At 72.6% G+C, this 24,353-nt stretch carries 17 protein-coding genes; 8 read left to right on the top strand and 9 right to left on the bottom strand.

Annotation, left to right across the window (positions count from 1 at the left end; all coding sequences use genetic code 11):
• Positions 1–102: 102 nt before the first annotated feature.
• The 3 genes from RMN56_RS01550 to RMN56_RS01540 form a co-directional block, all read right to left on the bottom strand.
• Positions 103–774 carry a hypothetical protein gene (locus RMN56_RS01550; RefSeq protein WP_313722032.1) on the bottom strand — a complete coding sequence of 224 codons (672 nt, stop codon included), beginning with the start codon at positions 772–774 and terminating at the stop codon, positions 103–105.
• Between the two features lie 108 nt (positions 775–882).
• Positions 883–1,680, bottom strand: a complete 798-nt coding sequence (gene yaaA, locus RMN56_RS01545) for a peroxide stress protein YaaA (protein ID WP_313722030.1) — start codon at positions 1,678–1,680, stop codon at positions 883–885.
• Positions 1,681–1,702: 22 nt separating this feature from the next.
• Positions 1,703–3,313 carry a hypothetical protein gene (locus tag RMN56_RS01540; protein ID WP_313722029.1) on the bottom strand — a complete coding sequence of 537 codons (1,611 nt, stop codon included), beginning with the start codon at positions 3,311–3,313 and terminating at the stop codon, positions 1,703–1,705.
• An 82-nt stretch (positions 3,314–3,395) separates the two neighbouring features.
• Here RMN56_RS01540 and RMN56_RS01535 point away from each other — a divergent pair, with 82 nt between their 5' ends.
• Positions 3,396–4,472 (top strand): App1 family protein phosphatidate phosphatase, encoded by a 1,077-nt coding sequence (locus tag RMN56_RS01535; RefSeq protein ID WP_376787262.1) that lies wholly within the window; start codon positions 3,396–3,398, stop codon positions 4,470–4,472.
• A gap of 329 nt (positions 4,473–4,801) precedes the next feature.
• Here RMN56_RS01535 and RMN56_RS01530 read toward each other — a convergent pair whose 3' ends face one another.
• From RMN56_RS01530 to glgA, 4 genes are all read right to left on the bottom strand, one after another.
• Entirely contained in the window at positions 4,802–6,412 is a 1,611-nt protein-coding gene (locus RMN56_RS01530) for a hypothetical protein (protein WP_313722027.1), read from the bottom strand.
• A gap of 385 nt (positions 6,413–6,797) precedes the next feature.
• A complete protein-coding gene (glgB, locus tag RMN56_RS01525; protein ID WP_313722026.1) occupies positions 6,798–8,900 on the bottom strand; it encodes a 1,4-alpha-glucan branching protein GlgB in 2,103 nt (700 codons plus the stop codon).
• Complete coding sequence (locus tag RMN56_RS01520; RefSeq protein WP_313722025.1) at positions 8,888–10,990, bottom strand: alpha-1,4-glucan--maltose-1-phosphate maltosyltransferase; 2,103 nt, start codon at positions 10,988–10,990, stop codon at positions 8,888–8,890. Before RMN56_RS01520 ends, glgB begins: the two co-directional genes overlap by 13 nt.
• A gap of 38 nt (positions 10,991–11,028) precedes the next feature.
• On the bottom strand, positions 11,029–12,237 hold the full coding sequence (gene glgA, locus RMN56_RS01515; RefSeq protein WP_313722024.1) for a glycogen synthase: 1,209 nt from the start codon (positions 12,235–12,237) through the stop codon (positions 11,029–11,031).
• 95 nt (positions 12,238–12,332) lie between these two features.
• Here glgA and glgC point away from each other — a divergent pair, with 95 nt between their 5' ends.
• Positions 12,333–13,565, top strand: coding sequence for a glucose-1-phosphate adenylyltransferase (gene glgC / locus RMN56_RS01510; RefSeq protein WP_313722022.1), 1,233 nt, complete (start codon positions 12,333–12,335; stop codon positions 13,563–13,565).
• Positions 13,566–13,596: 31 nt separating this feature from the next.
• The gene (gene pgm / locus RMN56_RS01505; protein WP_313722021.1) at positions 13,597–15,240 is read left to right on the top strand and encodes a phosphoglucomutase (alpha-D-glucose-1,6-bisphosphate-dependent); all 1,644 of its coding nucleotides are present in this window, start codon (positions 13,597–13,599) and stop codon (positions 15,238–15,240) included.
• A gap of 9 nt (positions 15,241–15,249) precedes the next feature.
• Here pgm and RMN56_RS01500 read toward each other — a convergent pair whose 3' ends face one another.
• Positions 15,250–16,173, bottom strand: a complete 924-nt coding sequence (locus tag RMN56_RS01500; RefSeq protein WP_313722020.1) for an NAD(+)/NADH kinase — start codon at positions 16,171–16,173, stop codon at positions 15,250–15,252.
• 292 nt (positions 16,174–16,465) lie between these two features.
• On the bottom strand, positions 16,466–18,325 hold the full coding sequence (locus tag RMN56_RS01495; protein WP_376787261.1) for a polysaccharide biosynthesis protein: 1,860 nt from the start codon (positions 18,323–18,325) through the stop codon (positions 16,466–16,468).
• A 240-nt stretch (positions 18,326–18,565) separates the two neighbouring features.
• Here RMN56_RS01495 and RMN56_RS01490 point away from each other — a divergent pair, with 240 nt between their 5' ends.
• The 5 genes from RMN56_RS01490 (at position 18,566) to RMN56_RS01470 (ending at position 24,156) form a co-directional block, all read left to right on the top strand.
• Positions 18,566–19,294 carry a sugar phosphate nucleotidyltransferase gene (locus tag RMN56_RS01490; RefSeq protein ID WP_313722018.1) on the top strand — a complete coding sequence of 243 codons (729 nt, stop codon included), beginning with the start codon at positions 18,566–18,568 and terminating at the stop codon, positions 19,292–19,294.
• Complete coding sequence (locus tag RMN56_RS01485; protein WP_313722016.1) at positions 19,291–20,187, top strand: NAD-dependent epimerase/dehydratase family protein; 897 nt, start codon at positions 19,291–19,293, stop codon at positions 20,185–20,187. Before RMN56_RS01490 ends, RMN56_RS01485 begins: the two co-directional genes overlap by 4 nt.
• 67 nt (positions 20,188–20,254) lie before the next feature.
• Positions 20,255–21,262, top strand: a complete 1,008-nt coding sequence (locus tag RMN56_RS01480) for an SDR family NAD(P)-dependent oxidoreductase (protein ID WP_313722015.1) — start codon at positions 20,255–20,257, stop codon at positions 21,260–21,262.
• A 75-nt stretch (positions 21,263–21,337) separates the two neighbouring features.
• Positions 21,338–22,720, top strand: coding sequence for an O-antigen ligase family protein (locus RMN56_RS01475; protein ID WP_313722014.1), 1,383 nt, complete (start codon positions 21,338–21,340; stop codon positions 22,718–22,720).
• Positions 22,721–22,776: 56 nt separating this feature from the next.
• A complete protein-coding gene (locus RMN56_RS01470) occupies positions 22,777–24,156 on the top strand; it encodes an oligosaccharide flippase family protein (protein WP_313722013.1) in 1,380 nt (459 codons plus the stop codon).
• The last annotated feature ends 197 nt before the right edge of the window (positions 24,157–24,353 follow it).

Here is a 24,353-nt window from a genome sequence, read left to right as displayed (position 1 = left end):
ACGTACTGCCCGGGGATCGCGGCGCCACGACCGGACGCCATCCGGGCAGTCTGGACCTTATCCGGGCAGTGTTGCAGGCACGTTGCCGCCGGGGCGTACCGCTCAGGAGGCGGTCGCCGCGGGGACCAGGGTCGCGCTGTCCACGATCCGCGCCCGGTGCGCGCCGTTGGCCACGCTCACCAGGAAGCAGCCCGCGCCGGGGCGGAGCACCGCGGGGACCTCCAGCAGCGCCGCGCCCCGGACCAGCACCGCGGCCAGGTCCCGGTCGGCCAGCCGGATGCCGAGGCTGTGCCGGCGCACGTGCCGCCCGCCGGCCAGCAGCGCCGCCCGCCACGCCGCGGCGGCCAGCCGGGGCCGCCACACCCGGCGGGCCGTGGAGGCGCCCGGGAAGGGACCGCCGAGCAGCTCCCGGCGACCCTGCCGCCAGCCGGCCTCCAGCAGGGCCGCGTACGCCGACCGGTGCTCCCGGGGCACCGACAGCCGGTGCAGCTCGTACCGGCGGCGCAGGCCGCCCGTGGTCAGCTCGTGCTCCACCGGCACGTCCAGCCGCTGCAGCAGCTGCCGCATCCGCTGCGCCGCGTCCTGGCGGTTGAACTCGGCGATCCCGCCGCGGTGCGTGCCGGCGTCGACCCGGCGGGCGTCGGTGGCCGGGGGTGGGGTGCAGCGCACCAGGCAGGCGACCTCGAAGGCGTCGGCCAGGGTGAGCCAGTCCAGTGGCGGAGGCGGGCACGGCTGGCGGGGCCGGTCGAGCAGGGTGGTGGACTCGGGGGCCATCGGAACAGCTCCTTGGTCGGAATCGGGGTGCCCTAACCGTGACCCCCGGCGTCCGCGCCGCGAAACCGCTGCGGCCGAGCCTTGAGCAAAATTTGCGGCAACCCGCCCTCAGAGCTCGGTGACCACCACGTCGAGCTGGCGGGGCCGGCCCGCCGCCCGCGGCTGCTCCTCAACTGCATACTTCAGCTCGCGCAGCGCCCCGACCAGCGCGTCGGCGGTACGCGGGCGGGCGCCGGCGGTGAGCAGATCGCGGACCAGCCGGCCCTTGGTGGCCTTGTTGAAATGGCTGACCACCGACCGGGTCGGCACCCCGTCCACCTCGCGCTCGTGCAGCACCCGCACCGTCACGGTGCGCTCGGCCACCGCCCCGCGCGGCGCCCAGGTTGCCGCGTACGCGCCGGAGCGCAGGTCCAGCACCGGGCCGGTCCCGGCGGCCGTCGCCATGGCCTCCGCGAGCGCCCGGCGCCAGTACGCCGCCAGCGCCCCGACCCCCGGCAGCCGCGCCCCGATCGGGCAGCGGTAGGGCGGGATCCGGTCGGTGAGGCGGACCGCGCCCCAGAGGCCCGAGCTGACCAGTACCGCACGGCGGGCCAGCCGTTCCGCCGCCGGCGGCAGCGTGGCCAGGTCGAGGGCCTCGTAGAGGACGCCCGTGTAGATCCGTCCGGCCGGCGCGGTGGCCGCCGCCCGCAGCCGCGCGTTGCGCCGCAGCTCGCCGCGCTGCCCCTCACTCAGGCCCAGCGCGTCGCGGGCCGCCGCCTCGTCCGGGCCGGCGCAGAGGTCGACGAGGGCGGCCAGCACCTCCTCCCGGGCCGGGTTCAGCTCCGGCAGGGAGAGCTTCGACAGGTCCAGCCGCCGGCCGGTGCCGGCCTCGGCCTTCCCCTCCGACGGAGGCAGCAGGATGAGCATCGGCACAGCGTACGGCGCGGGTTCAGCGCCACGGCCGCACGGCGGCATCCGGGTGGTACACCCGATAGCCGCCCACCTCGCCCACCACCGCCGCATCGGCCCGGTCGCCGAGCAGCCGGCGCAGCGCGCGCTCCGCCGACGAGCCGACGGCCACCACGTAGCCGGGCCGGGCCGCCCGCCCCACCCGCTTCCAGTACGCCGGATAGCGGTTCTGCCCGGGGCTCAGGTCGCCGTCGAGCACCCCGCAGACCACCGCCTCGCCGGTGTTGAAGATCAGCCGGTTGCAGGTCCAGTAGTCCCCGTACACCTCGCGCAGGCCGGCGCGGCGCACCGTCTCGGCCAGCTCCCGCGCCTGCCGCTCCTCGGCCCGCAGCGACGGGGCGTCCCGCACGAACGCCACGGTGCCCGCGACCGTGGCGGCCACCAGCGCGACCAGCACCAGGCCGGCCAGCGCCCCGCCGGACCGCGCCGCCGCGCCGGCCGTGGCCCGGACCGCGTGCGCGGCGGCACGCCACAGCGGCCACAGCACCGCCGGCAGCGAGATCTGGAGCACCGACAGGTACCGGGAGTTGCCCAGCGGATCGGTCGCGGCGAGCGGGCTGCGCACGTACGCCAGCAGGGTCAACGCCGCACCGACCACCAGGGCGAGGATCGCCACGGCCCGGACCCGCGCGGCGGGATCCGCAGCCCGGCGGAACGCGACCAGCCCGAGCACGGCGGCGGCCACCAGCAACACCGGGTAGATCAGCCCGAACCACTGCGCCCAGCGGGCGCAGCCGTCCATCGGGCAGAGCCCGGAGGCCAGCGGCACCCCCTCCAGCAGCCCGCCGTGCAGCCGCTCGGACAGCGACGGCGTCACGCCGTCCTTGGTGCTGATCTCGCGGAACACCGACAGCGAGTCCTGCCCGTCCGGGGCGACCAGGTTGTCCTTCACCACCGGTGCGACACCGAGCACGAAGCCCGCCACCAGCAGCACCCCCGGCCAGCCCACCAGATCCCGGGGTGCGGCCCAGACCAGCAGTAGGCCCGCCACCGCCAGGTAGGGCACGATCAGCCAGTCCGACCACAGCGCCAGCCCGGCCAGCAGGCCGAACAGGCCGGTGGCCAGCCAGCGGTGCCGGACCCGGCGCTCGCCGAGGGCGACCGCGATCAGCAGCATCGCCAGCACCGCCGGCTTCACCTCCGGCCGGCCGCCGACCACGGTGAGCTGGTCCCGGACGACGCGCTCCGAGCCGAGCGCCAGCAGGCCCACCACGAAGGCGGCCAGCCACGGCGAGAACAACCGGCGGGTCAACCGGTACGCCAGCCACAGGAACACCGCGAACAGGGCCAGCAACGGCAACCGCAGCAACGGCCAGCTCGCCCCCGCCCAGCCCACCAGCGGGGCCGCCAGGTAGGACTCCAACACACCCATGTAGCGCTGGCCGTAGAGGAAGACCGGCCGTTCGTCGCCGGTGGCGATGTGCAGCGCCGCCAGGCCGAAGGTCGCCTCGTCGCTGTTCGAGGTGGGCAGCGTGAGCAGCGTCAGCACCAGCCGGTAGCCGACCCCGGCCGCGCCGAGCACCAGCGCCACCAGCGCCGGCCGGTCCAGCGCCGGACGCCACCGTCCCGGGTCCCGCTCTGGTGTCGACACGACCAACGCCCCCGTCGTCGCCTCGACCGCAGTCTGTCACGGAGGTGCCGGGCGGCGGGGTGGATCGGCGCAGACCACTCGCGTGGCCGGCCCGCGTGGGTTGTGGCAGGGTGACAGCGTGCCACCCACACCACCGGACCAACTGGCCGTGCCGCAGCTGCACCGGGCCGCACGCATCGAGGACGCCCTGCACGGCCTCGTCGAACGCCGGCTCCGGCGCACCGGGTGGCAGGCCAACATCATCGCGTACGCCGGGTACGGCGCACCCGGTTGGGCGCGGGTGCTCTGCCGGGTGCTGCTCGGCCGTCCCGACACCCGGCAGCGGGGCCGGCTGGAGAAGGTCCGCGGCTGGCGCAGCTTCACCACCCTGCCCGCCAAGTACGCGAAGGTCACCATCGAGGCCGGCGGGGAACGCCAGGAGGCGACCGCGGACCGCAGCGGCTTCGTGGACACCGTCGTCAAGGCCGACTTCACCCCGGGCTGGGGCTGCGTACGCCTCAGCGTGGCCGACGCCGAACCGGTGGAGGCGCTGGTCCGCATCCTCGACCCGGAGGTCCGGTTCGGCATCCTCTCCGACATCGACGACACGGTCATGGTGACCGCGCTGCCCCGGCCCCTGCTCGCCGCGTGGAACACGTTCGTCCTCGACGAGCACGCCCGGGCCGCCGTCCCCGGCATGGCCGTGCTGTACGAACGCCTGGTCACCGCCCACCCCGGCGCCCCGGTCTTCTACCTCTCCACCGGCGCCTGGAACGTCGCGCCGACGCTGACCCGGTTCCTCTCCCGGCACCTCTACCCGGCCGGGCCGCTGCTGCTCACCGACTGGGGGCCGACCGCCGACCGCTGGTTCCGCAGCGGCCGGGAACACAAGCGGGCCACCCTGGCCCGGCTGGCCCGCGAGTTCCCCGACGTCCGCTGGCTGCTCATCGGCGACGACGGCCAGCACGACCAGGAGATCTACCGCGAGTTCGCCGCCGCCCACCCGGACAACGTGGCCGGCGTGGCCATCCGCCGGCTCTCACCCACCCAGTCGGTCCTCGCCGGCAGCCTGCCCACCCCGGCGGGCCGCCCCGCCGCCGGCCCGGTGGGCCAGAAGTGGCTGGCCGCCCCCGACGGCGCCGGCCTCTGGAAACTCCTCCGCGAAGCCGGCCTGGTCTAGCTCGGTCCCCCCTCGGCCTCGGCCGACCTTCTCGGCCGACCTTCTCGGCCGGCCTTCCCGGCCGGCTGTCTCGGCCGACATCCCGGCCGGCCTTCGCGGTCGATCATGAGGTTGACGGCGAAGTTGATCTCTTTTTGTGCCGCCAACCTCATGATCGACGGGATGGGTGTTGGTTCTGGATGGCGGCCGGGGGACGCGGTCGCCGGAGGGTGGGGCTGTGGCAGGAACGGCGACCCGCGCTGTGGGGTCGGTCTGGCCGGGTCGCCGTTCTGCCGGTGGCTCGTGGGTCACGCCGGTTCCCGGGTCCGCGACCTGCTGGGTGCTGGTGGTCAGTTGGTGTTCGGGCCGGCCTCGTTCATGTCCGCGTCGCCTGTGCCGGCGGCAGCGCCGGTGCCCTTCATGTTGGCGCCGGTGTCGGCTGAGTCGGCGGGGTCCGTGCCCTTGCGGTCCCCGTCGCCCTCCTGCTGGTTGGCGCCGGTCGCCTTGTCCTGCTTTCCGGCCCCGGCGTTGCCCGCGCCCTGGCCCGCGTCGCCCGGGGCGCAGCCCGGCACGCTCGGGTCGGCCACCATGTAGACCTCACCCTGACCGGCCTGGTCCATGCCCTGGCCCGCCTGGTCCTCCATGCCCTGGCCCGCCTGGTCGTCCATGCCCTGGCCTGCTTGGTCGTTCGCGCCTTGGCCGCCCTGGCCGCCCTGGCCGCCCTGGCCGTTCTTACCCTGGCCGGCCTCCTGGCCGCGGCCCGCCTGGCCGGTGCCCTGGCCCTGGCCGCGCTGGTCGCGCGCGACCTGGCGGGCGGCACGGATCTGCTTGACTATCGCCCGGAGCTGCTGGATGCGCGCCCGGATCTGCTGAAGCCGGTCCGCGACCCGCTTCCCGGCCTGCTGACCGGCGGCACCCTGCTGCCCGTCTGCGGCCTGCTCACCGTCTGCGGCCTGCTGACCGCCCGCGGCCTGACCGGCGTCCTGTTGCCCGTCGGCCGCCTGATCGTCCTGCTGCTCGGCCGCGCCCTGCTGGCCCGCTGCCGCGCCGGCGTCGCCGTTCTGCTGATCCGCGCCCTCCTGGCCGCCGGCACCCTGCTCGCCACCCGCCTGCTGGTCGTCCTGGGCGTCGCCTGCCTGCTGGCCACCGTCCGCCTGCTGCTGGGCGGCCTGGATGATCGCGGCGATCTGCTGCAGCACACCGCCGATCGCGTTGATGATGTCGGCGGCCCGCTCGGCGCCACCGGCCGCGCCACCGGCCTCACCGGCACCGGCCGCCCCGCCCTCACCGGCCCCGCCGTCACCGGCCCCGGCCTCACCGGCACCGGAAGCCCCGGCCTCACCGGCACCGGAAGCCCCGGCCTCAGCGGCACCGGCCCCGGAAGCCCCGGTCTGATCGGCCCCAGCCCCCGGGGCCTCGGCTCCGCCGGCAGCGGCCCCGGGAGCCGCGGTCTCGTCGGCCTCCGCCCCGGGCGCCTCGGCTCCGCCGGCCTGTGCCTTCCGGGCGCCCTGCACGATGTCGCGGACTCCGCTGAAGAGGCCGGCGAGCCGTTTCACCCGCGCTTCGGTCAGTCGCGGGTCGACGAGCTGGCCGGAGCGCTCGCCCCGCATCTGTCCGGTGATCGCCCAGGCCCGGTCGAGCTGCGTGCCCATCGCCTGTTCCCACGGCACCTCCGGGCAGGCCGCACCGGCGACCTCGACGGTGCCGGTGCAGCCGGCCGTGGCCCGGCGCTGCTGGATGAGGTCGACCACGGCCTGCCGGTTGGCGATCCGGGCGGCCGAGTTGGCGTCCGGGTTGCGGCGCTGGTCGGCGATGAAGGTCAGGTTGTTGCGCAGGGCGGTGTCCAGGCCCTGGCAGTTCTCGGCGGCCTGGCCGGTGCCGGTCGCGACCGCGAACGCCGCCCCGGCCGTCAGTGCCAGGGCCACCCCGCCCGCGATCTTCCGGTTCCGGGACGGGCTCACCGTCGTCCGTCGCCTGGTTGTGCCTCTGCTCCACGCCATCGAAGCTCCTCCGCCTCGTCCGTCACGGGTTCCGACATCCGATCAGCGGTACGGAGGGTGATGCACGTCCGTTCAGGTCGATCGCGGCTTCGCGCGACATCTCCACGCAGCGTAAGGATTACGGGTGCCGGCGCTACTCTCCGCACAGATCGTGCGCAGGGCGCCCAGATCTTGGTGAGTTACCGTCCGCCACGAACGGCAACTCGCCAAGGTCAGGCAACAAGCGGCAGGCAGCGAGCGGCGAACAGCCAGCGGCGATCAGCGAACCGCGAACAGCGAGCGGCGAACAGCGCGCCGGCGAACGGCGAACGGCGAGCGGCGCGAAGGTGGCAGCGGTGTCCAGGTCTCAGGCCGGGCGGAGCCAGAGCACCCCGAGCGGCGGCACCCGCAGCGCCGCCGAGGCCGGCATCCCGTGCCACGGCACGCTCTCCGCCTGCACCGTCCCGAGGTTGCCCACCCCCGACCCGCCGTAGTGGTGGGCGTCGGTGTTGAGCACCTCGGTCCAGGTGCCGCCGGCCGGCAGGCCGACCCGGTAGCCCTCCAGCGGCGTCGCGGAGAAGTTGGCCACGCAGACCAGGGTCTGCCCGTCGGGGGCGATCCGAATGAACGAGACGGTGTTGTTGGCGACGTCGTCCCCGGCGATCCAGCGGAAGCCGGCCGGGTCGGTGTCCTGCGCCCAGAGCGCCGGGGTTTCCCGGTAGACCCGGTTCAGGTCCCCGACGAGGCGGTGCACGCCGGCCCGCGCCGGGTCGTGCAGCAGGTACCAGTCGAGGCCGCGCTCCTCGCTCCACTCGCGGTCGTCGGCGAGTTCACAGCCCATGAAGAGCAACTGCTTGCCGGGGTGCGCCCACATGTACGCGAGCAGCGCTCGCACGTTGGCCAGCCGCTGCCACGTGTCGCCGGGCATCTTGCCGGTCAGGGAGCCCTTGCCGTGCACCACCTCGTCGTGGCTGATCGGCAGCACGTAGTTCTCGCTCCAGGCGTACGCCAGGGAGAAGGTGAGCTGGTGGTGGTGGTGCTGCCGGTAGATCGGGTCCTTGGAGGTGTAGAGCAGGGTGTCGTGCATCCAGCCCATGTTCCACTTGAAGCCGAAGCCCAGCCCGCCCTCGGCGGTGGGGCGGGTGACGCCCGGCCAGGCGGTGGACTCCTCGGCGACCATCACCACCCCGGCGTGCTGCTTGTAGACGGTGGCGTTGACCTCCTGGAGGAACGCGATGGCCTCCAGGTTCTCCCGGCCGCCGTGCACGTTGGGCGCCCACTGGCCCTCCTGGCGGCTGTAGTCCAGGTAGAGCATCGAGGCGACCGCGTCGACCCGGAGCCCGTCGACGTGGAACTCGTCCAGCCAGTAGAGGGCGTTGGCGACCAGGAAGTTGCGCACCTCGCGGCGGCCGAAGTCGAAGACGTACGTGCCCCAGTCGGGGTGTTCGCCGCGGCGCGGGTCGGGGTGCTCGTAGAGCGGGGTGCCGTCGAAGCGGGCCAGGGCCCACTCGTCCTTGGGGAAGTGCGCCGGCACCCAGTCGAGGATGACGCCGATGCCGGCCTGGTGCAGCCGGTCGACGAGGTGGCGGAACTCGTCGGGGTCGCCGAACCGGGCCGTGGGGGCGTAGTAGCCGGTGACCTGGTAGCCCCAGGAGCCGCCGAACGGGTGCTCCATGACCGGCAGGAACTCGACGTGGGTGAACCCCAGCTCGGTGACGTACGCGGTGAGCTGCTCGGCCAGCTCCCGGTAGCCGAGGCCGGGGCGCCAGGAGCCGAGGTGCACCTCGTACACGCTCATGGGTTCCTGGTGCGGCGCCCGGCGGGCCCGGCGGGTCAGCCAGTCGGCGTCGCCCCAGGCGTACCGGGAGTGGTGCACCACGGAGGCGGTGGCCGGCGGCACCTCGGTGCGGGCCGCGAGCGGGTCGGCCTTGTCCCGCCAGTGCCCGTCGGCGCCGAGGATCCGGTACTTGTACCGGCTGCCGACGGTGGCGCCGGGCACGAAGATCTCCCACACCCCGCTGGACCCGAGCGAGCGCATCGGCCAGCCGTCGTCCGGCCCCCAGCCGCTGAAGTCGCCGACCACGCGGACGCCGCGGGCGTTGGGCGCCCAGACGGTGAACGCCACGCCCTCGTCGAAGACGCGGGCGCCGAGCGCCTCCCAGAGCCGCTCGTGCCGGCCCTCAGCGATGAGGTGCAGGTCCAGGTCGCCGAGGGTGGGCGGGTAGCGGTACGGGTCGTCGTGCGCCGCGCCGTCCACCTCGATCCGGTAGTCGAGCACCTCGCCGGGCAGCACGGCCTCGAAGACGCCCGCGTCGTGCACCCGCTTCATGGGGTGCCGCTCGTCGCCGGCGAGCACGGCCACGTCGGCCGCGCCCCGGCGCAGGGTCCGGATGGTGGTGCGCCCGTCGGCGGGGTGCGCGCCGAGCACGGCGTGGGGGTCGTGCGCCTGGCCGGCGATCAGCTGCTCCATCGTGCGTCGTCCTTCGCGGCCGGTGCGGTCGGGGCGGTGCCGCCGGAGAGGTCGGCGGGTACGTCTTCGACGGTCAGGTCGGCCGCCGCGGGGGCCGGCGGCGCGGCGTCGGGCTCGGCCGGCGCGGCGGGCCGCCGCACCGTGAACACGTGCGCGGGCTGCAGGAACGGGTCGAGCCGCACCGCGTTGCGCTGCCCCCAGTCGTAGTCGGTGCCGGTCAGCTCGTCGTGCACGGTGAACCGCTCGTGCCAGTCGAAGCCGAGCGCCGGCATGTCGAGGGTGGTGTTGCCCCACTGCACGGCGCGGGAGTCGAACGAGCAGACCACGATCACCGTGTTGCCGGTGTCCGGGTCGTGCTTGGACCAGCAGAGCAGCGCCGGGTTGTCGATGTCGTGGAAGCGCAGGTTGCGCAGCCGGTGCAGGGCGGGGTTGTCCCGGCGGACCCGGTTGAGGGTGGCGATGAACGGGGCGAGCGAGCGGCCCTGCTCCTGCGCGCCGGCCCAGTCGCGGGGGCGCAGCTCGTACTTCTCGTTGTCCAGGTACTCCTCGGCGCCGGGGCGGGCGACGTGCTCGAACAGTTCGTAGCCCGCGTACATGCCCCAGGAGGGGGAGAGCAGCGCGGCCAGCACCGCCCGGATCTTGAACATCGGCGGACCACCGTGCTGCAGCGACTCGTGCAGGATGTCCGGGGTGTTGGGCCAGAAGTTCGGTCGCATGTAGTCGGCCGCCGCGACCAGCTCCGCGCAGTACTCCCGCATCTCGGCCGCGGAGGTGCGCCAGGTGAAGTAGGTGTACGACTGGGTGAAGCCGATCTTCCCGAGCCCGTGCATGATCGCCGGGCGGGTGAACGCCTCGGCCAGGAACAGCACGTCCGGGTCGACCTTCTTGACCTCCCAGATCAGCCAGTGCCAGAAGTCGAACGGCTTGGTGTGCGGGTTGTCGACCCGGAAGATCCGGATGCCCTCGCCGACCCAGTGCAGCACCACCCGCAGGATCTCCGCCCGGATGCCCTCCGGGTCGTTGTCGAAGTTCAGCGGGTAGATGTCCTGGTACTTCTTCGGCGGGTTCTCCGCGTACGCGATGGTGCCGTCGGCCCGGGTGGTGAACCACTCCGGATGCTCGGTCACCCACGGGTGGTCCGGGGCGCACTGCAACGCCAGGTCCATGGCCACCTCGAGGCCCTGCTCGGCGGCGGCGGCGACGAAGTCGCGGAAGTCCTCCGGCGTACCCAGGTCGGGGTGGATGGCGTCGTGGCCGCCCTCGGCGGCGCCGATCGCCCACGGCGAGCCGACGTCGTCGGGCCCGGCGGTGAGCGCGTTGTTGGGGCCCTTGCGGTTGACCCGGCCGATCGGGTGGATCGGCGGCAGGTAGAGCACGTCGAAACCCATGGCCGCGACGCCCGGCAGGCGGTCCAGGGCGGTGACGAAGGTGCCGGACCGGGCGGGCGCGTCGACGGTGGCCGGGATGGCGCCCTCGGAGCGGGGGAAGAACTCGTACCAGGCGGAGAAGAGCGCCCGCGGCCGGTCCACCCAGAGGGTGTGCTCGTCGCCGGTGGTGACCAGCTCGCGGACCGGATGGTCCCAGAGCAGCGGGGCCAGGTCGAGCGCCGGGCCGACCCGGCGGGGCAGCTCGGCGTCCTCGTCGCGCAGCGCGGTCACCGCCGCCCGGACCCGCTCCCGGTCGGCGGCCGGCACGAGGTCGAGGGCGCCTTCCAGCACCCGGGCGCCCTCGGCCAGGTCGTTGGCCAGCTCGGCCGGGCCCTGGCCGGCGGCGACCTTCTTGGTGACCGCGTTCTGCCAGGTCAGGTACGGGTCCTGGAACGCCTCGACGGTGAACCGCCAGAGGCCGACCGCGTCGGGGCGGATGGTGGCGTGCCATCGGTCCTGGCCGGGCTCACCGGGGCGCATCCGGGTGAACGGGCGGGCGGCGCCGTCCGGGCCGAGCCAGACCACGTCGCAGCCGAGCGCGTCGTGGCCCTCGCGGTAGGCGCGGGCCGACACGGGCACGATCTCGCCGACCACCGCCTTGGCCGGGTAGCGACCGCAGGAGACGACGGGGGAGACGTCTTCGATCGGGAACCGTCCAGTCACCGGTTCAACCTACTGCCCGAGATCGCTTCGCGCTCAAGTCAGCCGGCGGCGCCCACCGACCGGTACACCTCCAGCGTCCGCTGGGCGATGGTGTCCCAGGAGAAGTGGTCGACGGCCCGGCGGCGGCCGGCCAGACCGAATTCCTCGCCCCGCTTCGGGTCGGCCAGCAGGTCGTTGATGGTCGCCGCCAGGTCGGCCACGAACCGCTCCGGGTCCAGCGGCCGGCCGCTGCCGTCGCCGGCCTGCTCGATCGGGACGAGCAGCCCGGTCTCGCCGTCGGCGACCACCTCGGGGATGCCGCCGGTGGCGGTGGCCACCACGGCCGTCTCGCAGGCCATGGCCTCCAGGTTGACGATGCCCATCGGCTCGTAGACGGACGGGCAGACGAAGATCGTGGCGTGGGTGAGCACCTGGATCACCTCGTGCTTGGGCAGCATCTCGGCGATCCAGACCACACCCGAGCGGCCGGCCCGCAGCTCGGCGACCAGCCCCTCCACCTCGGCGGCGATCTCCGGTGTGTCGGGGGCGCCGGCCAGCAGCACGAGCTGGGTGTCGGCGGGCAGTTCCCGGGCCGCCCGCAGCAGGTACGGCAGGCCCTTCTGCCGGGTGATCCGGCCCACGTAGACCACGCTGGGCCGGGTCGGGTCGATGCCCAGCCGCTCCACCACGTCGGTGCCCGGGTCCGGGGTGTACTGCGCCGTGTCGATGCCGTTGTGGACGACGCGCACCTTGTCGGGGTTGACCTCCGGGTACGCGGTCAGCACGTCCCGCCGCATGCCGTCGCTCACCGCGACGATCGCGTCGGCCGCCTCGAACGCGACCCGCTCGCACCACGACGAGAGCGCGTACCCGCCGCCGAGCTGCTCGGCCTTCCACGGGCGCAGCGGCTCCAGGCTGTGCGCGGTCACCACGTGCGGCACCCCGTGCAGCAGCTTGGCGGTGTGCCCGGCCAGGTTCGCGTACCAGGTGTGGCTGTGCACCACGTCGGCGCCCGCGGTGCCGGCGGCCATCTCCAGGTCGACGCCCATGGTGCGCAGCGCGGCGTTCGCGCCGGCCAGCGCCGCGGGCTCGGCGTACGCGGTGACGCCCGGCTCGTCGCGGGGCGCGCCGAAGCAGTGCACCCGCACGTCGGCGAGGCGGCGCAGCTCGCGCGCGAGGTACTCGACGTGCACCCCGGCGCCGCCGTAGACCTCCGGCGGGTACTCCCGGGTGAGCAGGTCGACGCGCAGCCGTGCGGAATCGCTCATGACCGGCACCCTAGCGCGCTTTCCCGCCCGGCACCGGGTGCGGAAACGTGCCCGTACGAGTGGTGAAGTCGGTGCGGTATGGATAGCGTCTGGGCATGGCTGCCAAGGTGCTCGCGATCGTCCTTGCCGGCGGGGAGGGCAAGCGCCTGATGCCCCTCACCACCGACCGGGCGAAGCCCGCCGTCCCCTTCGGCGGGATGTACCGCATGGTCGACTTCGTCCTCTCCAACCTGGCCAACGCCGGCTATCTCAAGATCGTCGTGCTGACCCAGTACAAGTCCCACTCGCTGGACCGCCACATCACCCAGACCTGGCGGATGTCGACGATGCTCGGCAACTACGTCACCCCCGTGCCGGCGCAGCAGCGCCGCGGCCCGTGGTGGTTCGCCGGTTCGGCCGACGCGATCTACCAGAGCTTCAACCTCATCAACGACGAGCAGCCCGACCACGTGATCGTCTTCGGCGCGGACCACATCTACCGGATGGACCCGCGGCAGATGGTCGAGGACCACATCGCCTCCGGCGCGGCGGTCACCGTGGCCGGCATCCGGCAGCCGCTGTCGATGGCCGACCAGTTCGGCGTCATCGAGGTCGGCGAGGACGGCCGGCGGATCCGCGCGTTCCGCGAGAAGCCCACCGACGCGGTGGGGCTGCCCGACGCGCCCGACCAGATCTACGCCTCCATGGGCAACTACGTCTTCAGCACCAAGGCGCTCTGCGAGGCGGTCGAGCGCGACGCCGAGGACAAGACCAGCAAGCACGACATGGGCGGCAGCATCATCCCCATGCTGGTCGAGCGGGGCGAGGCCAACGTCTACGACTTCAAGGACAACGAGGTGCCGGGCAGCACCGACCGGGACCGCGGCTACTGGCGGGACGTCGGGACGCTCGACTCCTTCTACGACGCCCACATGGACCTCATCAACGTCCACCCGGTGTTCAACCTCTACAACTTCGACTGGCCGATCTACAGCATGCAGCCGCCGTACCCCCCGGCGAAGTTCGTCCACCAGTGGGGCGAGCGGGTCGGCCGCGCGGTCGGCTCGATGGTCTCGCCGGGCGCGGTGGTCTCGGGCTCGCTGGTGGAGAACTCGATCGTCTCGCCGAAGGTGAAGGTGCACTCCTGGGCGCACGTCGACGGCGCGGTGCTCATGGAGGGTGTCGAGATCGGCCGGCACGCGGTGGTCCGCCGGGCGATCCTGGACAAGAACGTCTACGTTCCGGAGGGCGCCGAGATCGGCGTCGACCTGGAGAAGGACCGCCAGCGGTACACCGTCTCCGACAACGGCATCGTCGTCATCGGCAAGGGCCAGCGCGTCGAAGCCTGATCCACCCGCACCGTCCCAGGAGGTTCCCACCGTGGCCCACCCCCGTGCCGGCCAGCCCGCCGAGCCCGCCGACCTCGTCGACGTGCCCCGCCTGGTCACCGCCTACTACGCCGGGCACCCCGATCCGAGCGACCCGGCGCAGCAGGTCTCCTTCGGCACGTCCGGGCACCGCGGGTCGAGCCTGCGCAACGCCTTCAACGAGGACCACATCCTCGCCGTCACCCAGGCGCTCTGCGACTACCGGCGGGAGCAGGGCCTCGACGGCCCGCTGTTCCTGGCCCGGGACACCCACGCGCTGTCCGCCCCGGCCGAGGCCAGCGCGCTGGAGGTGCTCGCCGCCAACGACGTCACCGTGCTGGTGGACAGCCGCGACGGCTACACCCCCACGCCGGCGCTGTCGCACGCCGTCCTCACCCACAACCGGGGCCGCACCGCCGGGCTCGCCGACGGCATCGTGATCACGCCGTCGCACAACCCGCCGGACGACGGCGGCTTCAAGTACAACCCCACCCACGGCGGGCCCGCCGACAGCGACGTCACCAAGTGGATCCAGGACCGCGCGAACAGCATCCTCGCCGCCGGGCTCAAGGAGGTGAAGCGCATCCCGTACGCGCGGGCACGCGCCGCCGACACCACCGGGGAGTACGACTTCCTCGCCCGCTACGTCGACGACCTGCCCGCCGCGCTGGACATCGCCGCGATCCGGGACGCCGGGGTGCGCATCGGCGCCGACCCGATGGGCGGGGCGAGCGTGGCGTACTGGGGGGAGATCGCCGAACGGCACCGCCTCGACCTCACGGTGATCAACCCGACCGTCGACCCGACCTGGCGGTTCATGACCCTCGACGGCGACGGCAAGATCCGGATGGACTGCTCCTCGCCGAACGCCATGGCCTCGCTCATCGCGGCCCGCGACCGGTTCCAGATCTCCACGGGCAACGACGCCGACGCCGACCGGCACGGCATCGTCACGCCCGACGGCGGCCTCATGAACCCCAACCACTACCTGGCCGTGGCCATCGGCCACCTGTTCCGCACCCGGGAGCAGTGGGGGCCGGCGGCGGCCGTCGGCAAGACCCTGGTCTCCTCCTCGATGATCGACCGGGTCGCCGCCGACCTGGGCCGCCCCCTGCTGGAGGTGCCGGTCGGCTTCAAGTGGTTCGTGCCCGGCCTGCTCGACGGGGCGGTCGGCTTCGGCGGCGAGGAGAGCGCCGGCGCCTCCTTCCTGCGCCGCGACGGCGGCGTCTGGACCACCGACAAGGACGGCATCCTGCTCTGCCTGCTCGCCTCGGAGATCGTCGCCACCACCGGGAAGACGCCGAGCGAGCACTGGGCCGACCTGGCCGAGCGCTTCGGCGCGCCCGCGTACGCCCGGATCGACGCCCCGGCCACCCGCGAGGAGAAGGCGGTGCTGGCCAAGCTGTCGCCCGAGCAGGTGACCGCGACCGAGCTGGCCGGGGAGCCGATCACCGCCACCCTGACCACCGCGCCGGGCAACGGGGCGCCGATCGGCGGGCTCAAGGTGACCACCGCCTCGGGCTGGTTCGCCGCCCGGCCGTCCGGCACCGAGGACGTCTACAAGATCTACGCCGAGTCGTTCCAGGGCCCGGACCACCTCACCCGGATCCAGGAGGAGGCGCGGGCGCTGGTCTCCGAGGTGCTCCAACAGGCCTGACCGGGCCGGTCAGCAGGGCGGTTCCAGCTCCCGCTGGTCGCGCTCGCGCCGCAGCTCCTCAGGGAGCAGCTCGCGGAGCTGGTCGGGCAGGAACGGTAGGTCGAGCAGGCTCAGCTTCAACTGGTTGCGCTCCTGGTAGCGCTTCGGGTCGAGGCGGACCACCAGGCCGGCGTCCCGGCGGTAGCGGATCTCCACCGCCCCCTCGGTCGCCGCCTCCTTGATCACCAGCCCGTCCATCTCGACGGCGACCGCCGCCGAGTGCGGCTGAAGGTCCAGCCGGATGCCCTCCTCCGGGGCGAGCACCACCGCCCGGGAGATGCCCGCCATCGGCGCCGACGGGGTCACCACCACGGCGTCCGCCGCCGGCGAGATCAGCGGCCCGCCCGCCGCGTAGCTGTAGGCGGTCGAACCGGTCGGCGTGCTGACCACCAGCGCGTCGCAGCGGTAGTAGCCGTACCGCTGGCCGTCCACCGCGAGGGTGGCCGTGACGAACCCGGAGCCGGGCTGGCGGACCAGAGCGATGTCGTTGAAGGCCACCACGTCATCGCCGCACACGTCGCAGGCGAGGCAGGCGTGCGACTCGACGGTGAAGTCCTTCGCCAGCAGCCGGCTCAGCGCGTTCGGCAGGTCCGGCGGCTCCACCTCCACGAGGAAACCGAGCCGGCCCAGGTGCACGCCCAGCACCGGCTTCGGGTCGCGCACCGCCATGCGCAGCGCGCCCAACATGGTCCCGTCGCCGCCGATGCTGATCAGCGCGTCCGCGCGGACGGCCAGCTCGTCGGCGGGAACCGGCTCGACGCAGGACGGCACCCGGTGCTCGTCCTCGGCCCGGACCAGCAGCGTCTTGCGGTGGCGCGACGCCCACCGCTCGATGATCCCGACCACCTCGGAGACGTCCCGGGTGGGGTGCAACACCAGACCCAGCCCCGCCACCCGTACAGCTCACCACATCCCGGCTCGGTCGGCGGGGCGTACGGGCAGGCACGCCGGCAGGGGGATCACCGTCGGCGTGCCCGCCCCGCGCTCAGGGGCGCGGCCGCCGTCCAGCCGCCCAGGTCGGTGGTCTCGAGCGAGGTCGCCGAGACCACCGACCCGTTCCGATCACCCGCCCGGGCGCCGTCCAGGAAGACGCCGAGAGCCAGGATGCCCCGGCCCCGAGGGCGGCGAGGCGTCGCGGACGCGAGACGGCCCGCCCCGGTGTCGGGGCGGGCCGTGCGGACCGCGGTCAGTGGGACAGCTCGACGTCGAGCGGCCGGTCGTCCGCCGGGTCGACCGCCCGGTCACACAGCTGGACGAGGTGCGCGATGACCTTCTGCGGGTCGTCGAACGGATCCAGTCCAACCACCTCGATCGGGTCCAGCACCGGCACCGGCACGTGGGAGATCAGCGGGTGCAGCGGCCGGACGTCGACCTCACCGGTGCCGAGCAGGTCCTCGTGCAGCTTCTCGCCCGGCCGGAGTCCGGTGAAGACGATCGGGGTGGGATTCTGGGCCCGGTCGATCATCTCCCGGGCCAGGTCCTGGATGCGGACCGGCTCGCCCATGTCCAGCACGAGCGCCTCACCGTCGCGGCCGATGGCGGCGGCCTGCAGGACCAGCTGCACCGCCTCCTGGACGGTCATCAGGTAGCGGGTCACGTCGGGATGGGTGACGGTCACCGGCAGTCCGGCCTCGATCTGCCGCTGGAAGGCCGTCACCACCGATCCGCGGCTGCTCAGCACATTGCCGAAGCGCACGCTCAGGAACGTGCCGGGGTGGTTCGCGCCGGCGTGCGCCGTCAACCGCTCGGTGATCCGCTTCGAGTAGCCGAGCACGCTGATCGGATCGGCCGCCTTGTCGGTGGAGATGTTCACGAACCGGGCCACGTCCCGGCAGGCGTCGAGCACGTTCAGGGTGCCCCACACGTTCGTCTTGACCGCCTCGCCCGGGTGCCGCTGAAGGAGCGTGAGGTGCTTGAGCGCCGCCGCGTGGAAGACGATCTCCGGCCGCCGCTCCTGGAAGATCCGCCGGATCGCCTCGTCGTCGCGCAGGTCGGCGAGGATCAGGTCGGGACTGTCGAGCAGGGCGCGGCCGGCGAGCGACATCTGCAGGGCGTGCAGCGCCGACTCGTCCCGGTCCAGCATCATGAGCTCGCCCGGGTCGGCCCGCATGATCTGCCGGCAGAGCTCCGAACCGATCGATCCGCCCGCGCCGGTGACCAGGATCCGGCGTCCCCGCAGCCCGTCGTGGTCCAGCGTCAGGTCGCTGACCACCTGCCGCCGGCCGAGCAGGTCGCTGATCTGCAGGTCCCGCACGTCGTTCACGGTGATCCGGTGGTTGACCAGTTCCCGCATCGGGGGGACCACCTTGAACGCCGCGCCGGTGGCCAGAGTGGCCTCCCGGATCTGCCGGACCAGGTCCGCGTCGGCGTTGGCGACCGAGAGGATGAGGGTGCTCGCGCCGGTCCGGCGCACCGCGTCCGCCACGTCGTGCCGGCCGCCGAGCACCCGTACCCCGTAGATCCGCAGGTCCCGCTTGCCCGGGTCGTCGTCGAGCAGGCCGACCGGGAGGTAGGCGCTGGCCGGGTCGCTCACCATCGAGCGCAGCAGGCCCTCGCCCGCGGAACCGGCGCCGAAGAGCAGCACTTTCTGAGCGTCGGCGGCCCGGGGGCGCAGGGCGCGGTCCCGCTGGTGGCGGTAGACGGAGCGGGTGCCGAACATCAGCAGCAGCGCCAGAGCCGCCCCGACGACCGGCGTGCTGGCCGGAACCGGGCGCTGGGGGAGCGGCGCGAGCGCGAGCAGCAGCAGGGCCAGGGTGACGGCGGTGGTCGCGGCGAGGCCGCGGATCTCACCGAGGCTGCCGAGGGGGTGGCGCCCCGCGTACCGGCGGCGTACGGCCATGCCACCCAGGTGCAGCGCGGCGGCGACGACGCCGACCCCGACCGCCTTGGCCAGTTGGTCCGGGGTCAGATCGAACTCGTACCGGGCCCAAACGGCCGCCACGCTCCCGCCGAGCCATGCCGCCGTGTCGGCGCCCAGCAGCTGGGCGGCCCTCCGCCGTCTACCGGCCCGGCCTGCGCTTTCGGCGGTGGTTGTTTCCCGCGGCATCTGTTCTCCCCTGTTGGATCACCCGCATTTGGGCCGCCCACCAGGGCGGCCTCTTGCCCTTCCCTGCTTACCGGTAGGAGCGGACTTTTGTCAGGGTTTCGCCTTGAACGGGTTGTTCGGGCGTGTTTGCGATGTTTATTCAGGTCACGGCCATGCCCGCCCGACATGTCAACTCCGTACCCTCGAGAAGGTTCCGTTCGTTGGTCAGCGCGATATGGCGGGGGACGAACGGGAGAGCCGATGCACGTCGTGATCATGGCGGGCGGTGCCGGGGTGCGGCTGCGTCCGTACACCTCGACCCTGCCGAAGCCGCTGGTGCCCATCGGGGAGAGCTACGCCATCCTCGAGATCGTTCTGCGCCAGCTCGCCGCCCGCGGGTTCACGCACGTAACGCTGGCCATCAACCACCTGGGTTCGTTGATCCGGGCCTTCGTCGGGGACGGCTCCCGGTTCGGCCTCGCCGTCGACTACGTCGAGGAACAGCAGCCGTTGTCCACCATCGGTCCGCTCTTCGGCATCCGGGAACGGTTGCCGGAACACTTCCTCGTGATGAACGGTGACGTCCTCACCGACCTCGACTACGCGGACGTGCTGGCCAGACACGCGGGCTCCGGCGCGCCGCTGACGGTCGCCACCTACCGGCGGAGCGTGAAAATCGACTTCGGTGTCCTGGAGCTGGCGGGGGACAAGGTGACCTCGTTCTCCGAGAAGCCCGTCCTCCACTACCGGGTCAGCATGGGTGTCTACGGGCTCTCCCGGAGCACCATCGCCCACTACCCGGTGGGCCAACCGTTCGGGTTCGACCAACTCGTCCTGGACCTCCTGGGCAGGGGTGAGCCGCCGACCGGCTACGAGTTCGACGGCTACTGGCTCGACATCGGCCGTCCCGAGGACTACGACGAGGCGAACAGATGCTTCGCCGAGGTCCGGGACATGCTCCTGCCGGCCGGCACGCCGGTGCCGGTATGACCCGTGTGCTGCTGGTCGGCGCCTCCGGCTTCATCGGCGGCCACGTCCGCCGGGAGCTGGAAGCCGACATGGACCTCGTGTGCCTCTCGCGGGCCGAGTGCGACCTCGCCGGATCAACGCGGGAGACGCTCCGGGAACTGATCGGTGCCGTACGGCCCGACGCGGTCGTGTGCTGCGCGGGAGCGGTGACCGGCACTGCCGAGGAGCTGGTGCTGTCGAACACGCTGGCCGCCGCGAAGCTGCTGGACGCCGTCGCCGTCGCCGCGCCCGGAGCGCGGCTGGTCCGCCTCGGCTCGGCCGCCGAGTACGGCCCTGTGCCGTTCGGCGCCTCGGTCAGCGAGGACACGGTGCCGGCGCCGGTCAGCGAGTACGGCGTGAGCCAGGCGGCCGCAACCCGGCTCACCGCCCTGGCGGCCCGGGCCGGACTCGTGGACGCCGTCGTGCTGCGTGTGTTCAATCCCATCGGCCCCGGCATGCCTCGGACAACCCTGCTTGGCCGGGTGGCGGCGCGGCTCGCGCGGCTCGCCCCCGGTGAAGACCTGCGCACGGGTCCGCTGGACGCCCACCGTGACTTCGTTGACGTGCGGGACGTGGCGAGGGCCGTCCGGCACGCCCTGACGGTACGGGCTCCCGCGGCCCGCGTCCTGAACGTCGGAAGCGGGCGCGCACTGCCGGTGCGAGCCGCGGTCCGCCTCCTGGTCGAGGAGGCGTGCGCGACGGTCCGGATCCGCGAGGACTGCTCGCCGTCCCCGCGATCCGCCCAGGTGGGCTGGATGCGGGCCGACCTCACGCGGGTGACCTCGGTGCTGGGGTGGTCGCCCCGGCACGACCTGAACGACTCGGTCCGGGGGATCTGGCACGCGGCGGCTCCGGATCCGGCGGCGTCCTATTGATCCATGTCGGGCGGTCCCGGCGCGGGACCGGGCACGGCTGGACCGGCACAGTGGAGGAGCAGAGAACATGACGGCACACACGCCCGAAGGGCCGGTGGTGGTGACCGGAGCCGGCGGCTTCATCGGGTCCCACCTGGTCGAGGCTCTCGTCGGCGCCGGCCACCGGGTGCGCGCCTTCGTGCACTACAACGGCGCCGGCTCGCACGGCTGGCTGGACACGTTCGGCCCGGACCAGCTCGCGGGCGTCGAGGTGGTCGCCGGGGACATCCGGGACCGGGGGATGGTTCAACGGCTGGTCGACGGCGCGTCCGTCGTCTACCACCTCGCCGCCCTGGGCGGGATCCCGTACTCGTACCTGGCGCCCCAGTCCTATATCGACACGAACATCACCGGCACGCTCAACGTGCTGGAGAGCGCCAGGGTGGCGGGCGTGGGCCGAGTGGTGGTGACCTCCACCAGCGAGGTGTACGGAACAGCGACCACGGTGCCGATGACGGAAGCCCACCGGCTGCGGGGCCAGTCCCCGTACGCGGCCTCGAAGATCGGGGCGGACAAGCTCGCTGAGAGCTACCACCTCAGCTTCGGCCTGCCGGTGGTCACGCTCCGGCCGTTCAACACGTACGGACCACGGCAGTCCACCCGTGCCGTCATCCCGACAATCATCAGCCAGCTCGCCAAGGGAAGCGGGATGGTCGAGCTGGGCGCCTTGCGGACCACCCGCGATCTGCTCTACGTGACGGACACCGTGGCGGCCTTCCAGGCGGTCGGTACCGCGTCGCACGACGAGGTCGTGGGCCGGGTGTTCCAGGCGGCGACGGGGCGGGAGACCGCCATCGGTGAGCTGGTGCGTCGGATCGCCGCCATGTTCGGCGCCCAGCCGGAGGTGGTCGTCACGGACTCTCGGCTGCGTCCGGCGGAATCCGAGGTGGAACGCCTGGTCGGCGACGCCTGCCTGCTCCGGGCGCACACCGGCTGGCAGCCGGCCACCGGCATCGACGACGGGCTGAAGGCGACCGTGGAGTGGTTCCTCGATCCCGGCAACCTCGCCCGTTACCGCACGGACCGGGCGGTCTGAACCGGCCCGGATCACACCCCGCCTCACGGACGGCACTCCTGGCGGTCCCACACGGAAGGATGGCCCAAGACGGCCATGATCGACACCTCAACGAGGGTGATCGGACGGCATCACGCCACCCTCAGCGTCCCCCTGCCGCAGTCCGCCCCTGAACTCACCGCCAGCGCCCTCGCCGCCGATGTACGTCGCCTGGCCCTCGGCGCACTTCCCGCCCTCGGATCCCTCGGCATGTTCGCCACTCCCACTCTCCGACCATCCCTATTCCCCAACTTCTACTGGTTGCTCGTTGCCATGGCGATCCTCCCCGCGCTGGCGGCCATCACTCGAACAGCGCAACACCCGGCCGGGACCCGCACTGCGGTGGTCATCCTCACCGCTGTCTGGGTCGTATGGGCGCCACTCACCACCACATGGGCACCCGATCGGGCAGCAGCCAACCAGAAGGTCTGGTTCATGACCCTTGCCCTCGCCGGGTCGCTGTGCCTCATCGGTCTCTGCGGCGCGCATCCCGATCACCTGCGGGCAATGCGACGTGGATGGGTCCTCGGGTTCTGTATGACCGCTGCCATTGCGGTATGGGAACTCGCCACACGTCAACATCTCGTAGAGGGCCCTTGGTCCGTCACCGGCGACTATCTCGTCACTGGTGCCTTCTACAACCCCAACAATTACGCCGGCTACCTACTGTCCACACTGCCGTTCCTGGTGTGGGGTGCCATCGACTCCCGAACCGTGCTGGCTCGCCACGCTCATGTGCCGCTCCTGCTGCTGTGGTTCGTCCTCGCCGTCGCCACCCAGAGCCGAACCGCGCTGCTTGGCGCCCTGATCGCCGTGCCATTGGTCGTTGTGTGGTTGGCCCGAGCCGCTCGGATCCGGGCACGCCCCATCGCGGTCATGGCCGTGCACAGCGCCATCGCCGTCGGCTCCGCCCTGTGGCTGTTCTCCCGCACCGGACCGGGCCGGCAGCTCATCACCGACTACAAGTCACCGTTTGCTGCCGACCCGAGTACCGTCTATTCCGACGACGCCCGCCTCAACCTGACCCGCCTTGCGTGGCAGATCTTCACTGAATCCCACGGCGTTGGGCGAGGCGCCGGCGCTTTCGAGTCGATCGCCGCGCGAACTCACACGCTGGAGCTGGCGGGGCTGGTCGACCCTCACAACACCCTTCTGGAGACGGCCGCCGAGTTCGGATTGCCGCTGCTGTTGCCGCTGCTGGCCGTGCTCGTGGTGGCCTGCCGCGCCGCTCTGTTCACCCGGGTCCCTCCGACCGTGCGGGCGGCAGCGTTCGACCTTCGCATGGTAATCCTGCTCAGCGTGGTCGGGTTCGTTGCGGCGAGCCTCGCCAGCAGCAGCGTGCTCACTTGGCCGTGGTGGTGGCTGATGTTGGGGCAGATTGCCGCGTTGGGGTGGCTGCTGCACCGCTACGCTGACACAGCCCAGCACACGCGGGGATGAAAGTGCGCGGCCTCGGGTTCTATCGGCATGTCTCGCACCTGGCTACCGGCACTGCCGTGTCCCAGGCCGTCGCCGTCGTCACCTCCATACTGCTGGCCCGGTTCTACACCCCTCGCGAGTTCGGTGAATTCGCCGTCCTCCTCGCCGTTTCGATGATCGCCGCGACGGCGGCGACGTTGCGGTTGGAGATGGCCGTCCCATTGGCGCGAGATGATCAGGAAGCCGACGCAGTTGCGTCCGCCGCGGTCGCCTCGGTGATCATGGTGTCGGTGGCCGCTACGGTGGCGGTGGCGGTGTACGCGCTGCTTTTGTCGACCGGCGTCGGGCTCGCCGTGTGGCTGGCGCCGGTAGCGACCGCAGTGACCGGTGCGGCGTCGGTCGGCCGGATGGTGCAGTCCCGCCGTGACCGGTTCACGGTGGTGGCCCGGTCCACCGTCTCGTCGTCGTTGGTGCAGGGCGCAGGCCAGGTCGCGGGTGGGTTGGCCGGGTGGGGGGCGCTCGGCTTGGCGGGAGGCTACCTGGCCGGGCGGCTGTGGTCTGCGATGCTGCTGCTCGACCGTGTGCCACGAGGCGGCTGGCAGGCCTGGTGGGCGACTGCGCGCCGATGGCGGTCGTTCAGCCTACTGTCCACTGTGCCAGCGGTGCTGAACACGGCGAGCGTCGCCGCCGTCGCGCCGATCGTGGCGGCCTGCTACGGGGTGGCCGTGTCAGGGCTATTCGCGTTCGCCGCCCGCATCCTCACGTTGCCCACAGCGCTGGTGGGGCAGGCCGTCAGCGCGGTGCTGTACCCGAAACTCGCCCAACTCGATCGGGACGGTGGTGATCTGCGGACCGCGGTCGAACGGGTGTCCGCTGGGCTGGTGATGTTGGCCGTGCCTTGTTTTGGGCTCGTGGCGGTAGCCGGCCCGGAGTTGTTCGCGATGGCATTCGGAGATCGTTGGCGGCCGGCGGGCCTATTCGCGGCGGTCCTCGCGCCGTGGCTGGCCGCATCATTCGTGTCGAGCCCGTTGAGCACCCTCATGACAGTGAAGCACCAACTACGGCGGCTGTTGGTGTTGTCAGGGGTGGAAACCGTGCTGCGGGTAGGTGGGCTGGCCGCGGGTGTTGCTGGTGGCGGTCCGCTCGTGGGAGTGGCCAGCTACGCGATAGTCGGCACCGCGATCAGCCTGTGGTACGTGCGGTGGTCGATGCAACTGGCGGGGGTGCCGCTGCGGGCGTGGCTGCGGCGCCGTGGACCGTTCCTCGTCGCCGCCGCGCTGAGCTACCCGGTTTTGTTGGGGGCGAAGGGTCACGTCCCGGTTGCGGTGTTCGCCGTCGGGGTGGCGGCGGTGACGGTGGGACTGCTCGCGTGGGCCGTTGGCTGGCTGTGGCGGCAGATGCCCGGGCGACGGCCGGAAGCGGCTGTCGCGGGTCTTGCGGCCACGGTGACGGGTTGATCAGAGGGGATGCGCGGGGTGGACAGAGGAGTCACGGCTCGCCGGTTCGCGGTTGGCCCGGCAAACTACGCCGGGCAGGCCCACCAGTGGGCCCGAGCGGTGGAACGGGCGCACGGGCTACCCTCCATAGCGTTTGCCCTGCCCATGGGAATGCCGTTTCAGCGGGGTGGGTTCCGGTTTCCTACCGACCGACGGCT

This window comes from Micromonospora halotolerans (genome assembly GCF_032108445.1).
GTDB classification, from domain to species: domain Bacteria; phylum Actinomycetota; class Actinomycetes; order Mycobacteriales; family Micromonosporaceae; genus Micromonospora; species Micromonospora halotolerans.
This window is presented reverse-complemented; position numbering and strand designations above follow the sequence as displayed.

Excerpts from the sequence above, each read along its gene's own strand:
- RMN56_RS01550 (WP_313722032.1), bottom strand. The coding sequence starts at position 774 with ATGGCCCCCGAGTCCACCACCCTGCTCGACCGGCCCCGCCAGCCGTGC.
- yaaA (WP_313722030.1), bottom strand. The coding sequence starts at position 1,680 with ATGCTCATCCTGCTGCCTCCGTCGGAGGGGAAGGCCGAGGCCGGCACC.
- glgB (WP_313722026.1), bottom strand. The coding sequence starts at position 8,900 with ATGGAGCAGCTGATCGCCGGCCAGGCGCACGACCCCCACGCCGTGCTC.
- glgA (WP_313722024.1), bottom strand. The coding sequence starts at position 12,237 with ATGAGCGATTCCGCACGGCTGCGCGTCGACCTGCTCACCCGGGAGTAC.
- glgC (WP_313722022.1), top strand. The coding sequence starts at position 12,333 with ATGGCTGCCAAGGTGCTCGCGATCGTCCTTGCCGGCGGGGAGGGCAAG.
- RMN56_RS01495 (WP_376787261.1), bottom strand. The coding sequence starts at position 18,325 with ATGCCGCGGGAAACAACCACCGCCGAAAGCGCAGGCCGGGCCGGTAGA.
- RMN56_RS01490 (WP_313722018.1), top strand. The coding sequence starts at position 18,566 with ATGCACGTCGTGATCATGGCGGGCGGTGCCGGGGTGCGGCTGCGTCCG.
- RMN56_RS01485 (WP_313722016.1), top strand. The coding sequence starts at position 19,291 with ATGACCCGTGTGCTGCTGGTCGGCGCCTCCGGCTTCATCGGCGGCCAC.
- RMN56_RS01480 (WP_313722015.1), top strand. The coding sequence starts at position 20,255 with ATGACGGCACACACGCCCGAAGGGCCGGTGGTGGTGACCGGAGCCGGC.
- RMN56_RS01475 (WP_313722014.1), top strand. The coding sequence starts at position 21,338 with ATGATCGACACCTCAACGAGGGTGATCGGACGGCATCACGCCACCCTC.